Origin of the sequence: Streptomyces sp. NPDC015346 (genome assembly GCF_043078785.1) — a bacterium.
Taxonomy (GTDB): domain Bacteria; phylum Actinomycetota; class Actinomycetes; order Streptomycetales; family Streptomycetaceae; genus Streptomyces.
On record NZ_JBIBTW010000016.1, the window covers coordinates 21,500 to 34,817 of the forward strand.

Below are 13,318 nucleotides of genomic sequence, written 5' to 3' on the forward strand. Positions count from 1 at the left end.
CTCCTCACATCGGCCTGCGTGCCGTTGCCTTCGCGGGCCGCCGGTCGAGCTGCGGCAGCCGGCCGAGCATCGCCGGGTGCCACGGCGTGGCGCCGGAGCTTTGCGTGGTGCGGAACTCCATGCCCAGCTCGTCGCAGAGGTACTGGACTGCGAACCGGCCAGTCGTGGCGGCGCGGATCAGGCCGCCCATCCCCGCCCACTGCCCGGCCATGGAGAAGCCGTGCAGGCCGGGCAGCCGCAGCCGGTCGCGCCGCACCAGCTTCGCCACCAGGTCGTCAGCTTCGGAGAACGCCATCCAGCCCAGGACACTGCCCTGCCTGTTCCCGGTGTAGCGCTCGGTGGTGACGGGGGTGGCTACTTCGATCACGTCGATGCGTTCACCGATGCCCGGGTAGCGGCGCTCGAGGAAGTCCCGGACGAAATCGGCGACTTGGTTCTTGCGGGCGCGGTAGGCGCGGCGGTCGGTCCGGCGCAGGGTTTTCCAGGACTCGTAGTCGCTGAGGTAGGTGCAGTGCAGGACCGATTTGCCCGGCGGGGCGAAACCGTCCGAGTAGCGCGAACGCAGCTGAACCACCAGGCTGTTCTGCAGGGAGCCCGGCAGCAGGATGGCCTGCTCGGCGGGCAGCAGGTAGGTGGTGCTGTGCGGATCGGGTGTGCCGAGGTCGCCGTCCACACCGAGGAACACCGAGACCATCGCGGGGAAGACGGTGCCGGGCCGGTTCAGGACGTCCTGGTAGAGCCGGTCGATGCGGGGCCCGGTATAGCGGCCGCCGAGCAGGCCGTAGACGGCCGTGAAGCCGTCGCAGGCCGCGATCACGTGGTCGGCCTCGTGCCGGGATCCGTCCTTGAGTAGAACGCCGACCGCGCGGCCGTCCTCGACCAGGACGCGTTCGACGCGTGAGCGATAGCCGATCTCGCCGCCCAGGGAGGTGTACCGCCGTTCGACCGACCTCGACAGGCCGAGCGAACCGCCTTGCGGGAAGCCGCCGTTGCCGGCGTGGGCAGCGGCCATGCCGAACAGGTACGGCAGCAGCGGGAAGCTTCCGGGATCCTGGAAGAAGATGTTGCGGAACGCCTGGCGCAGCAACGGTTCCTGGAATCGGTCGGCGAAGCGGTGCATCGGTGTCTCGGCGGTACGCCACAGCAGACGGAAGGCCGGCAGCAGAGTCCGCAGCGCACGAGCCTTCTCACGAGGGGTACGCAAGGGCGGCGGCTTCAGTGGATGCAGGTCGAGCGTGGCGAAGCGGCGCAGATCGCGGCAGAACGAGCGGATCAACGGGGCGTCGGCCGGTGAGATCGACATCAGGTGCCGTTCCAGCCGGTCCGGGTCATTGTAGAAGCTCACCGAGCGGCCGTCCTCGGCGACCACCTGGTTGAACAGGTCGAAGTGGGTGATGGTCTTGCCGTCGAGCGCTCCGAGCTCCCGCCAGATCTGGTGGGCCGAGCTGCCGGGGGCAGTGCCGCTCAGCCACTCGATGCAGTAGTCGAAGACGTAGCCGTCGCGTGACCAGGCCGTGCAGCAGCCGCCGGGCAGGACGTGCTTCTCGAAGATCCGGGTTTCCATGCCGCACATCTGGGCGTAGCAGCCCGCGGCCAGGCCGCTGATCCCTGCGCCGATGATGATCACCCGTGGCTTCTCATACGAGGACACGGTCGTCGCCTCCCGTCAGGACGCGGCGGGTCGGCTCCGCGTTGCGGGCCACGAACTCCTCGTCCAGCATGCCGGCGTGGCTGCCGAAGCCGGGGAGCATGGTGGCGTGCGTGGTCGAAGCGCCGGGCCGGCTTCCGGGCCGGTCCGCGGCGTAGAGTGGCACCTCCTCCTGGTCGGAGACCACGCTGATCCGGGCCCGGACCGTCCCGAGGCCGGGGCTCCGGCTACAGAAGGCGATGAACTCGCGGACCTGCTCCAGCGTGTGCCGCGCCACGAGATCCGAGCCGGTGTGCCGGTGCAGATGCCCGCTGAGTCCGTGCTCGAAGGCTGCCAGGTGATGGTCACCGAACTCGAAGGACTCGGAGATCCGGTACGAGTCCGTGATCACGACATCGGCGACCTCGCGGCCGCGGCGTTCCAGCCCCTTGGCCCCCTCGAAGGCCAGGTTGCCGCCGAGCGAGTAGCCGAAGCGCGTGCAGGGGCCATCGGCCCGCAGCGACTCGGTCAGATCGGCGTAGTGCTCCACGTCGCCCTCTCCCTCGACACAGTTGAAAGCGACGAGCGCGTACTCGGGTAGGCACGCGGCGAGTTGCCGGTACACCAGGCCATGGCCGCCGACGGGCGGGAAGCAGAACACCGTCCGCTCCTCGTCCGCCTCTCCGGTGAAGGGCGGGTACGGCTGGGCTCCGTAGCCTCGTTCGGTGACAATGTCCTCCAGTGCCCGGGCCATGCGCTGCACTTTGGTGACCTTGAACAACAGGCTGACCGGCACCCTGACGGCGAACACCTCCGGCAGCAGGGCGATCAGCTCGATCAGCTTTGCCGAGGGGCGGCGAGAGCCGCACGGCATGCTCGGTCCCCCTCCGGGCGAACCTCCCACGCGCCCTGCCACTCGGCTCATTCCCCGTCGGCAATGAGGTGCGTCAGCCTCCGGACGTTTCGTAGCACGCACCGTCCGGTCCGGTGTCAAACGCTGAGTGGTCCGGTCGCCGCATTGGGCGTCTGATTCGCGTCGCACACCACTGCCCCTCCGGTCCGGGTTCCCGCGAACGGACGGCATGCTAGCCAGGGCACGCGACTCCGTGATCACGCAACACGACGTACGTCAAGAAGTCCTATCAGTGATCCGATATGTCAAAGGGGCGTCTGCGAATTCGCAGGTGAGCGCGGCGGGTCAAACCCCATGCGCTTCCTGCGCTGCGCCTAGGGTGATGGCATGTCGATGCCCGTCACTGCACCGCCATCGCGGTGTGCAGGAGGTATGTGATGTCTTCCGGGACCGGCCCGCAGGGCATTCTCGGCCAGCCGCTTCAACCGCCGTACCGTCGCACCCTCCTCCCGGTGGGCCCCCCGCGGTTCACCGCCCTGCCGGACGGCACGTCCGCGTGGTTGGTGACCAAGTACCACGATGTGCGCCAGGTGCTCACCGACCTCCGTTTCAGCCGCGCCCCGCAGACCGGTGCGGACTCCCCACAGCCCGGCAACGCTCGCAACGCCGTGAATGACCCTGACGCGATCGTCAACCAGGACGGCGCGGATCACCAGCGGCTGCGCCGCATCGTGCAGGAGACCTTCACCCCGCGCGCGGTCGCACGCTGGCGACCCTGGATCGCGGAACTCACCGAACAACTGCTGGACGACCTGGAGGACTCCCGCCCCCCGACGGACCTGATCGCTTCTTTCGCGCACGCGCTGCCCTCCGACGTGATCTGCAGGGTCATGAGGCTGGACGGCGTGCTGGACCGTGCGGACCTCGCCCGCCTGGCGCAGTACATGCTCGCCGACGAGACGCTCCCCAGCGAGGTCGTCGGCAGCGTGCGGGATGAATACTCCCAGGTGATGGCTGGCCTGATCACCGAGCGGCGGCGCCGCCCCGGTGACGATCTGATCAGCGATCTCGTGCGGGCCGCGGACCAGACCGGAGACCTCCCCGAGGCCCAACTCGTCCACCTGATCTGCAGCCTCCCCACGGCCGCCGCTGACAGCACGGCCAGCGCTCTCGGGAACAGCCTGGTCTACCTGTTGAATGAGCGGCGGGACAGCTGGCCCCGGCTGGCGGCCTCCCCCGAGGCGGCGGAGCTGGCGACCGAGCGGCTCATCCACCACATTCCGCTGGGCGACGGCGAGGTGGTCACCCGGCATGCGAACGAGGACGTGGAGATCGCAGGCGTGACCATTCCGGCCGGATCGACGGTCGCCATCGGCGGCGGCCACGATCCGGAGGTGTTCCGGACGGAACCGGGCGAACTGTTCGGAGACCTGTTCACTCCGCTGGAAGCACCCAGCCTCACCTTCGGCGCGGGTCCGCACTACTGCCTGGGCGCTCCGCTGGTTCGGTTGCTGATGCAGCTCTCCCTCCACCGGCTCGCCGCTCGGCTCCCGGACCTCCACCTCGCCGAGCCGGTCGAGGCCATCGAGTGGCGCCTGGGTTCCACCACGCGCAGCCCGCGACGCCTGCTGGTGGCGTGGTGAGCGCGGACCGGCCCGACGGCGAATTCCGGCCCCAGGTCGACCGCTCGCGGTGCGTGGGATCGCGTATGTGCGCCGAGGCCGCCCCCGAGGCGTTCGAGGTGGACGGCGAAGGGCGGGCCCGCCCACGTCTTGACGTCAGCCACCTGTCTCAAGTCCTGATCAAGGCCGCCGCGCTGTGCCCTGTGGAGGCGATCGCCGTCTTCGAGGCGCGCTCAGGCCGACAGATCGCACCGGCTGACTGAGCCGAGCCGGCGTCGAGGTGTGCGTCGAACGGCTGACAACCAGCGACCGTCCGAGTGATTCGGACGACCCGCCGGACACCGGTGCCAGCGCCTCGCAAGCGTGAATCGACGGCCTGTCTCCGCACCCACCGATCCTCGTGAGGCCGACACGCGCACAGGACGACATCTCGAACCACGGAGTTCACAATGCGACGAACCGTCATGGCAAAGCGGTGTGTTGCAGTGCAGTCGCCGCCCTCGCGCTCATTCGACTTCTCGAAGGACCTTCCCGGCGAGACCACCGACAAGGCGTACGGCATGCGGGGCGCGGTCAGGGGCACGGCCGGCACGCAGATCGGCGGCGCGGTGCTCTCCCGCACCGACGTATCCGGCGAGGCAGGCGAGATCGTCTACCGCAACGGTCTCATCGGTCTCTACAACCATGGCAGCGTCACCCCTTCAGGCCGCCACCCTGGTCACTCTCGACCACCACACGGCGCGTGACATCGATGGGGTCGTCACCAGCGGCACCGAGGAGTAAGAGCGCCTAACGGCCCAGCTACGCCTGCGGACGATCGCCGACGGCGTGTACCGCGCCACCTGCCACACAACCGCGAACTGAGCGCCATGACACACACGACGCAGGCCGCCGCTGGCCATGGGGCGGCGGCCTGCCGTTGCCGCGCAGGCCAGGCCCATGGTCATGCCCATTTCTCGACGAAAGGCGACAGCGCCACATGGAAGCACAACCTGACCAACTCCCGATCATGCGGCTTGCCGCGGGCGGATGCCTCTCCAGAGCGCTCGCGATGGCCGCCAGACTCGGCATCGCCGACATCATGGACGGCGGTCACATCCCGTACCGAGACCTTGCCGCGCGCACGGCCTCGGATCCAGACGTCCTGCTGACACTCATGCAGGTGCTGGCCCTCGGTGGCGTCGTCGAACGCGACGGGGAGGGCGCGTTCGCGATGAGCGAGGCATTCGCGGCGCTCCGCAGCGACCACCCGCGATCCTTGCGCAACTTCTGCATCCTGGTGGCCGAGACGTACGACGACGCCTTCGGCGCGCTGCCGCATACCGTCAGGACCGGGAAATCCGCCTTCCACAACGTGTTCGGCACGTCGCTGTACGAGTATCTGGAGCGCGACCCGGAGACCGGACGGATCTTCGACAGCGCGATGTCCGAGCTGGCCCGACCGGTCGCCGCGGCGCTCACGGAGCACTACGACTTCTCGTCGGTGAACACCGTGGTGGACGTCGGCGGCGGGGACGGCACCACGCTCGCCGGGATCCTCGGTGGACACGCACACCTGACAGGGGTGTGCGTCGACCGGGCCAGCGTCTGTGCGCGGGCCAAGGAGACCGTACGCGCACCCGCTGAGCAAGGTGTGGCTCGGCGCATCACCTTCCGGCCGGCGGACATCTTCGAAGAAGTGCCCGCAGGCGGCGAACGGTACCTGTTGAAGAACGTCCTGCACGACTGGTCGCCGGAGACATGCGTGCGGCTCCTGACCACGGTCGGACGCGCCATGCGGCTGACCGCCGAGATGCGCGAGCCCGGCGCCGCTCCGCCCCGGCTGCTCGTGGTGGAGCCCCTGCTGGACCATGAGTCCGACGCGGGCCACATGCTCTCTCAACTGGTGATGTGCGGCAAGGGCTCCGGTGGCTACGGCGAGCGTGAGCTGCGCCTGCTTCTTCAGCGGTCAGGACTCACACCCGTCCATGTCGAGCGACTGGCCGGCGTACACCACCTCTACGAATGTGTGCTGGACGCCGACCGACACGCGTGAGCGGTCACACCGCGGAGCACACCGGCTCGGACAACGCTGCCGTCGACTGGGCTGAGGCATGCGACGTCCCGTCGGCAGACCGACGATGCCCGGCCGACGCGGAGCAGCGCTGATGGCAGGCCGCATGCCCGGGAGTGATGCCTTCAGCCTTGTTCGGTGTCGTACCGCCCCAGTCCGGTCTGCCTCCCGATCGGCGTGCCCAGGGACGCAGCGCGCCCTGAAGCCGCGTGCCGGCGTCCGCCCGAGCGGATATCGAAGGTGACGGGCAGTTCGTGCAGGCCGCTGATGATGCCGCTGGGCTTCCAGCGCAGTTCGTCCTCGGCCACGGCCAGCCTCAGTCCAGGCAGACGCTGCAGCGCTGTTTCCAGGGCCACTTCCAGTTCCAGTCGTGCCAGGTGCGCACCGAGGCAGTGGTGCGGGCCGTGTCCGAAAGCGAGATGGGGGACACCGACGCGATTGAGGACGAGAGCATCGGGATCGGGAAAGGCGGCTGCGTCCCTGTTGGCGGAGGCCACCGCAGCCAGCACGGGTTCTCCGGCGCGGATGAGGACACCGCCCAGTTCGACGTCCTCCACCGCGTAGCGAGGGACCGTGAAGTCGACAAGCTGAACGTAGCGCAACAACTCCTTGGCGGCGTCGGGAATCAACTCCGGCCGCTCACGCAGTCGTGACAGCTCCCGCGGGCGGGTCAGCAGGTGGTAGAGGGAGACCGTGATCTGACCGGCGATGGGCCCGAACCCCGCGACAAGAAGGTCACCGACCAAGGCGTGAAGCTCTTGCTCGGTGAGCCGGCCGTCCTCGTCGCAGGCCCGCAGGGCTACGTCGATCAGACCATCGCCCGGTTGCTCACGGCGCAGTTCGACCAGCCCGGCGATGCGAGAGGAGAACTGCGCGAGACCGTCACCGAGGTCACTGTCGGTCTGGATACCCGACTGGATGGTCTCCACCCATTCCCAGAAACGGGCATACTCCTGCGGCAGCCCCAACAGTTCGCAGTTCAGCTGCACCGGAAAGGGGACGGCGAAGTTCTCGACGAGATCGACCGGCGGCCCCGACTCCACCATCCGGTCGAGCGATTCCTCGGCAAGCCGCCGTGCCCGCAGCCGCAGTGCCTCGACCCGGCGCGCTGTGAACTCCTTGGCCACCACGCCGCGAACCCTGGTGTGCTCGGGCGGATCCAGCGACATCAGTCCTCCGTGATAGCCGGCCGCCGGACCAACTCTTGGGTAGTCCCGGCGCACGGTAACGGCGACGCTGAACCGGGGGTCCGACAGCACCGTCTTCACGTCGCTGTACCGGGTGGCCAGCCAGGCATCCTCCCCATACGGCATACGCACCCGCACGAGCGGCTGATCTCGCAACTCCGCGTAGAGTGGATGAAGTTCCAGTTTGGCGCCAGATGCGAAGGGATATGCCAGCGGTTCCTGCTCCGTATGCATGCGTGCGTCAGCCTTTCTTGCGAGTGGTGAGGTGGACTGCGGGACACCACAAGCGTCAGGACGCCATGTCCCGCGTCGTTGATCCACTGGTTCAGGTGCCCTGGGCATGTTCGCCCGGCGAGGGTACGACCGCAGAAGTCCGCTGCCCGGTGGCGTGGGCCGGGAGGACCGACCACTGTCGGAATGGCCGAACACCGGCTGACTAAGGCCCTCAGTGCGTGAGGCTGGTGCATGGCCTGGCATCGCGGCGGCTCGGCTCGTGGGTTGTCGGTGGGCTCTCCCTTGTTGTCGCGGGCTTCGTGATCAGGATCCAGCAGCTACCTGTTGCGCTGAGTAACGTACTGCATGCGCATGGTCATATCCATGCTGACCTTGCAGGCGTGACCGGCCGTGGCGCGGGGTGGGTGCCGGGCTCCTTGGTACCGGGGGGCATGCACGCACCTCGATCTGTGGTTGTGCTCCCGGGATGTGGGAGTGGCTGCCAGGCGGACATCTTGGTCCGCCTACTCCCGTTTCATCCCAAGACACCGGGCTTCGCGCCGGTGCTTCGGTCGCCGGTCCGCGCGCCGGGGCCGACTGGGTAGCCCGGAACCATGTTTGAACGCCGCCGATACCCCAGTGGCGAAGGGCTGTGCTGCCCGGGTGAGGGGATAACGATCCGTTGCCCGGTCGGGGTAGGTGGTCGGTGGCGGGGCCGGGAGCATGTCGGTGCTTGCCGGTTGCCCGCGCTGAAGCGGGGCCCAGGCGTCACATCGTGGTGCCCGCGTATGAGTCACCCCCGCCCGCGTGGGGACGTGGACGTGTAGGGCATGCCGCGCGGATCAGCGTGCGCGCTCCGCCGAACGAGCGGTGGGAGATGTGCCACCACGGCTCATAGGGAGGCTGGGGGGCAGCTTTCGTGGCCACGGCATCTTCCGCGTCATGGGGCCGGGGCGGTGAGCTTGCGCCGCCAGTGCCCCCGCTGCGCCGCTGCTCAACGGGTGACGTGACCGCTGCCTTGGGTGAGCACTGGGGAGTGACAGTGAAGCGTCGCCTCCCGTCCCCGTGCTGCCCCCACCTGTCTCAGAACCTCGTGACGTCGACCACCACTCCTGCCGTCACCTCACCGTCCGACCCGGCGCGTCTGCGTCAGGTACTCACAGCCGCCGCTGACCGCTCGGCCCGCATCGTAGGAACCGACGAGCTGTTCCCGGCTTCCGAGGGCGGTGAGACACGCCAGGAGCGTCAGGAGCGCAAAACCCGCCTTGCCACGGAGCGGGTGCGTGCCAATGCGCCGGTCAACGTCTTCACCCCTGTCCTGATGAACGCCTGCCACAAGCACTCCAGCGGCCGGCCACTGACGGAACTGGAGCGGGGTTCACTTCGACGACCAGTACCGGGCGCTCACCGCTGGCGCCGGTGCCTTCGTCGCCTCGACCATGCTCTACCTGCGGGTGACGGGACCCAAAGCAGGCGCATGCCTGGACGCGCTCTCCCCCAGGACCGTCACCGACCTGCCCGTGGACCGCGCACGCTTCGTGCTGTTCACCACTCCGGCCGGAACCGTCGATGAAGAAGCCGTCGTGGTACGCACCGCCCCAGAGGAATTTCAGCTGTCCTGTGGCGGTGGCAAGCCGCCCGGCTGGCTGGCCGACACTGCACGGCACCTGGGCGGCGTCACCGTCGAGGAAAGCGATACGTTCAGTTTCAACATCAAAGGTCCGCACCGGCTGGCCGCGGTACAGAGCCTGGTGCACCCCGACGACGCCCAAGCCGTCGCCATGCTGAAAAACTTCCACTCCAGCGTCGTACGCGCGGCAGCTGGCGGCTGGTGCCGGGTACTGAAAACCCTTATCGGCTACGATGTCTGGGCACGGCCGGACATCCTGCACGAGACCTGGAAACTGCTGCTGACCGCACGCCCGCACATCGTCCCCTGCGCCTGGGACGCCCTGACCACCTACCGCATGGAATGCACCTCCATGGTCTTCGGCCTGTATCCCATGGACTGGCACAGCGGTACCCACCTGCGGGATATCGGCTTCACCTGGATGTGCGACCAAACTCCAGCACACCAGTACATCGGCGCAGAAGCGCTGCGGAATCCCGCTCACCGGCCACGACTGTGGCTCGCCGGGCTGAGGACGACCGGTGAGGCACCACTGCCTCCTGTGGGGCGGGAGATCGTCTCACGTTCCGGCACCTTCGCCGGGCACCTCACCTCAGTCGCCACCTCGCCCGACCAGCGCCTCGCCCTGGGATTCGGGCACCTCACCCCAGACTGCCCCCCGGCAGTTCCGTCTTCATCGACGGAACCCGGTGGACCGTGTGCACACTCCCGCACCGGGCCGCCTCCCGGCTGGACAGCACCTAGGTTCTGTCTCTTTGGTCAGAAGCCGTGTCACAACTACCGTGAGTGTCGGAGGTTGGAGGGGTACTCCGCTTCGGTCGTTGACGGATCGGGTACGGGCTCAACTCGTCGCATAGTGAAGATTGTTTCGAGACGGGTGGGCCTCGGCAGCAGCCCGAGTCCCGAAGTGCTGGAGCCCTTCTCCTTCCCGGTGCAGACGAACGCTGTCTCGCCGCTGCCTCCGGCGGCGGCCACCGGGGACCAGGCCAGGGAGGAGCCGGCCAGAGCCTCTCAGGGCGACGTTGAGGCGCCGACACGTTGAGGGCGCCCGGGAGCACCCTCAACTGTGCTGCGTGCGCCCTTCTAGCCGAACATCACCGAGTGCGGGACGGTTGCGCCGCCGTAGACCCCGCTCTCGTTAGGGGACAGCGAGTCCTGCCCGATAGTGCAGTTCTCGTCCCGGTAGAGGACTGCGGTGGTGTCTGTGAAGTTGTCGGCGATGGCCGCGCCACCGGACATCGGGAGGCATGTGTCGTCCGGTGGGTCCCCCAAGGACTCCCGGAATCCCGTATCGGCCCGGTTGTAGAAGAACGTGCCCGTAGCTGCCTGAGCGCTGGTTGATACCCCGGTCACCAGCACGATCACCGAACCCGCGACGAGCGTCAGCCTCGCCATTCGTTTCCACAGGTACACGTAAGCCCCTTTCTCATCGCGGATGATTCCAACACGGACGCTTCGGCTATACGGCTACTCCACATGCAAACCACCTGAAAGAGTCCATGAGGAGACCACCTGGACACCACTCGCATCATCCGTGCTGGACAAGGCCCGCCTCGTGACGATCGTGGACCAGTGGGCGCCCGATCCAACCCGCCCGCACGGAAGTCAGCCTCCCTGCACGCGCGGAACTCCGCCTCCCATCGCTGCTGCAGCCTGCGGTTGTCGGGAGCTCCACACTCACCTAGCACCCCTGACCAGCACCGACTACTCGCAGCGAAGAAGCGACACGGCTTCTCAGCGTCGGGTCCAGATGAGGATGCCGGCGAGGTGGAGTGCGGCCTGGTAGACGATCGCGAGCTTGTCGGTTCGTGTGGCCAGGCCGCGCCACTGCTTGAGGCGGTTGATGTATTGCTCGACGGTGTTCCGCTGCTTGTATGCCTCATGGTCGAAGCCGGGAGGACGGCCACCGAGCCGGCCCCGCCGCAAGCGGTTGCCGACTTGGTCGGACGGCTGCGGGATGACCGCGCGGATGCCCCTGCGCCGCAGGTGGATGCGGATGGCACGTGAGGAATACGCGCGGTCGGCCAGAACGGCTAGAGGCCGGGTCCTGGGCCTGCCCGGGCCGGTGCGGGGCACGCGGATGCGGGACATCACCGTCTCAAAGGCGGGTGCATCACCTGCCTGGCCTGCGGTGACAGTGAAGGCGAGGGGCCGTGCTCGGCCGTCTGCGGCCAGGTGGACCTTGGTGCTCAGCCCGCCGCGGGAGCGCCCGAGCGCGTGATCGGCGGTCTCGCCGGAACGGGCCGCCCCTTTGCGTGCTCCGGCAGCGTGCTGGTGGGCCCGGACGACCGTTGAGTCCACCGACACCGTCCAGTCGATGTCGTCTTCGGCATCTGCCGCCGCCAGGGTGGCGGCGAGGATCATCTCCCAGGTGCCGTCGACGGCCCATCTGATCAGCCGCTTGTGAGCGGTCTGGAATGAGCCGAGCTCGTCGGGAAGGTCCCGCCATGGCGAGTTGGTGCGGTATTTCCACGCGATGGCCTCAAGAGTGCGGCGGTGGTCGGCCCATCGCCGTCCGCGCACCGGATCGGCCGGCATCAGCGGCTCGATCCGGTCCCACATCGCATCAGTGATCAGGAACCGGACGGACACATCCGATCAACTGATCAACCCATCAAAGAGACACGCGCTAGCAGACCACCTCGATGACTGAGCAGGCGGTGCCGTGAGAGGTCCGTGAGGGACTGTGGGCCGCCGTCATCACGGGAGGCGACGGCCGTGAGAAGACTCTGGACCAGGCGACCAAGGGGCCGGAGCGGAGGGCTGCTGCACCCCCAGGGCCTTATCGGCGTACCCATCCCGGCAGACGCTTCTTTTCAACAAGGCACAGCGGGCTGACCGGCCAACGGTTGCCGCGCTCGCCGGCCGAACCGCAACACGCCTACGGATGCGCCTCCAACGATCCGTGCTGGTCAATGGCTTCCCTGGCCACATGTCCTGGAGCGGCGACGGGCCGTGAAGCCGGAGTGACGACCTCGGTGCTGCTCCGGCGCCGATGTGTGGCATCTGCTGCCCCTTTGTGACTCGTTCGTGGCATCGCGTGTGTCTTTTTCGCACCGGCGGCGGATCGATTCGCCGCTACGGCCCACAGCTATCCACGCGGTGGGCATACCAGTCATACCGGGCGGATGGGCCGTGGGTGGGCTGTCAGGATCCGTCCATGACTCAGGCACCCCCCACCGCCACGGGCGCGGACACCGCCGGATCGACTCCTGCCCCGCCCTTCTACATCACCAAGGAGGAAGAGCGGCGTCTGCGGCTGAGGGCCGAGCGCATCGAACCGGCGCTGGTGATCTCGCAGCCGTCGTCGTTCGACGAGTACGTCCGCCAGCTGATGGTGCCCCCGGCGGTCATGGATCTGGCTCGCAAGGCCGCCGGTATCCGGCTGTCGGCGTGGGAGATTCAGGCGATCCGCTGGCACTTGGAGCCCGGTGATGACTCCTCACGGCTGCTGCGGCGCATCCTCAACGAGAAGGTCTACGGCGACGGCGGTGACACCAGCCACCCGCCCTACATCCGCGTCGCCTGCACCGGCAAAGGCAAATACGACGACTGGGCCAAGGACCACGGGATTGGAGAGCTGGCGTTCGACGAGAACGCGCGATACGGCTCACCGGTAGTGCTGGAGATCTGGCCGGCACAGCACTATTCGCCGATGCACTCGCACGGCAACACGACGGGGATCGTCTACTGCCTGGCCGGACAGCTCGACATCATGGCCTACAGCGAACTGAAATGGACTGCGGAAAAGCGGGGCCTGCTGACCCTGACGCCGGGCCAGACCGCGTGGCTGACCCGGGAGACCTACGCCGTGCACAAGGTGTTCTGTCCCATGGACGGCGGAGGGATGAGCGCGGACGGGCTCATGAACAACACCGGGGACTTCGCCGCCAGCTTCCACGTCTACCTCAACGAGTCCGAGGTGCACATGGAGGCGTATGAGGGCGCCGACCTGACCCGCGACGTCTTCCACCTCATCCACGAGACCAAGCACGTGGAAGAGAAGTTCACCACCTACTCCGACCTATCCTGGCCGGTCCTGCGCGAAGTCCTCGCCAGGACCTCCCTTTCCTGAAGCGCCGGTCCGTCAGTCGGCTGCGGCACCAGCAGGACGACCGGCATGAACGCCGAAG

Annotated in this window: 10 protein-coding genes and 1 pseudogene; 6 read left to right on the forward strand and 5 right to left on the reverse strand. The window is 67.8% G+C overall.

Going from position 1 to position 13,318, the window contains the following annotated elements; all coding sequences use genetic code 11:
* Nucleotides 1-4 precede the first annotated feature (4 nt).
* Both ACF06X_RS34435 and ACF06X_RS34440 read right to left on the reverse strand, forming a co-directional pair.
* Nucleotides 5-1,651 carry a phytoene desaturase family protein gene (locus ACF06X_RS34435; RefSeq protein ID WP_392291274.1) on the reverse strand — a complete coding sequence of 549 codons (1,647 nt, stop codon included), beginning with the start codon at nt 1,649-1,651 and terminating at the stop codon, nt 5-7.
* On the reverse strand, nt 1,638-2,501 hold the full coding sequence (locus tag ACF06X_RS34440) for a thioesterase domain-containing protein (protein ID WP_392291275.1): 864 nt from the start codon (nt 2,499-2,501) through the stop codon (nt 1,638-1,640). The genes ACF06X_RS34435 and ACF06X_RS34440 overlap by 14 nt, the downstream gene beginning before the upstream one ends.
* A gap of 491 nt (nt 2,502-2,992) precedes the next feature.
* Between ACF06X_RS34440 and ACF06X_RS34445 the strand changes: the two genes are divergently transcribed.
* The 4 genes from ACF06X_RS34445 (at nt 2,993) to ACF06X_RS34460 (ending at nt 6,137) form a co-directional block, all read left to right on the forward strand.
* Nucleotides 2,993-4,123, forward strand: a complete 1,131-nt coding sequence (locus ACF06X_RS34445; RefSeq protein WP_392291276.1) for a cytochrome P450 — start codon at nt 2,993-2,995, stop codon at nt 4,121-4,123.
* Entirely contained in the window at nt 4,120-4,365 is a 246-nt protein-coding gene (locus tag ACF06X_RS34450; protein ID WP_392291277.1) for a ferredoxin, read from the forward strand. Before ACF06X_RS34445 ends, ACF06X_RS34450 begins: the two co-directional genes overlap by 4 nt.
* Before the next feature lie 186 nt (nt 4,366-4,551).
* Entirely contained in the window at nt 4,552-4,848 is a 297-nt protein-coding gene (locus tag ACF06X_RS34455; RefSeq protein WP_392291278.1) for a hypothetical protein, read from the forward strand.
* A gap of 233 nt (nt 4,849-5,081) precedes the next feature.
* A complete protein-coding gene (locus tag ACF06X_RS34460; protein ID WP_392291279.1) occupies nt 5,082-6,137 on the forward strand; it encodes a methyltransferase in 1,056 nt (351 codons plus the stop codon).
* 143 nt (nt 6,138-6,280) lie between these two features.
* Here the strand turns inward: ACF06X_RS34460 and ACF06X_RS34465 are convergent, their stop codons facing one another.
* Nucleotides 6,281-7,576 carry a cytochrome P450 gene (locus tag ACF06X_RS34465; protein ID WP_392291280.1) on the reverse strand — a complete coding sequence of 432 codons (1,296 nt, stop codon included), beginning with the start codon at nt 7,574-7,576 and terminating at the stop codon, nt 6,281-6,283.
* Between the two features lie 1,382 nt (nt 7,577-8,958).
* Between ACF06X_RS34465 and ACF06X_RS34470 the strand changes: the two are divergent.
* Nucleotides 8,959-10,227 (forward strand): annotated as a pseudogene (locus tag ACF06X_RS34470) (hypothetical protein); the annotation flags it as partial.
* Between the two features lie 41 nt (nt 10,228-10,268).
* Here the strand turns inward: ACF06X_RS34470 and ACF06X_RS34475 are convergent.
* Nucleotides 10,269-10,580: a hypothetical protein gene (locus ACF06X_RS34475; protein ID WP_392291281.1), complete on the reverse strand. Its 312-nt coding sequence runs from the start codon at nt 10,578-10,580 to the stop codon at nt 10,269-10,271.
* 339 nt (nt 10,581-10,919) lie between these two features.
* A complete protein-coding gene (locus ACF06X_RS34480; protein WP_392291282.1) occupies nt 10,920-11,777 on the reverse strand; it encodes an IS5 family transposase in 858 nt (285 codons plus the stop codon).
* A gap of 568 nt (nt 11,778-12,345) precedes the next feature.
* On the opposite strand from ACF06X_RS34480, the gene ACF06X_RS34485 reads away from it, so the two are divergent.
* Nucleotides 12,346-13,260 carry a hypothetical protein gene (locus ACF06X_RS34485; protein WP_392291283.1) on the forward strand — a complete coding sequence of 305 codons (915 nt, stop codon included), beginning with the start codon at nt 12,346-12,348 and terminating at the stop codon, nt 13,258-13,260.
* Nucleotides 13,261-13,318: the final 58 nt, after the last annotated feature.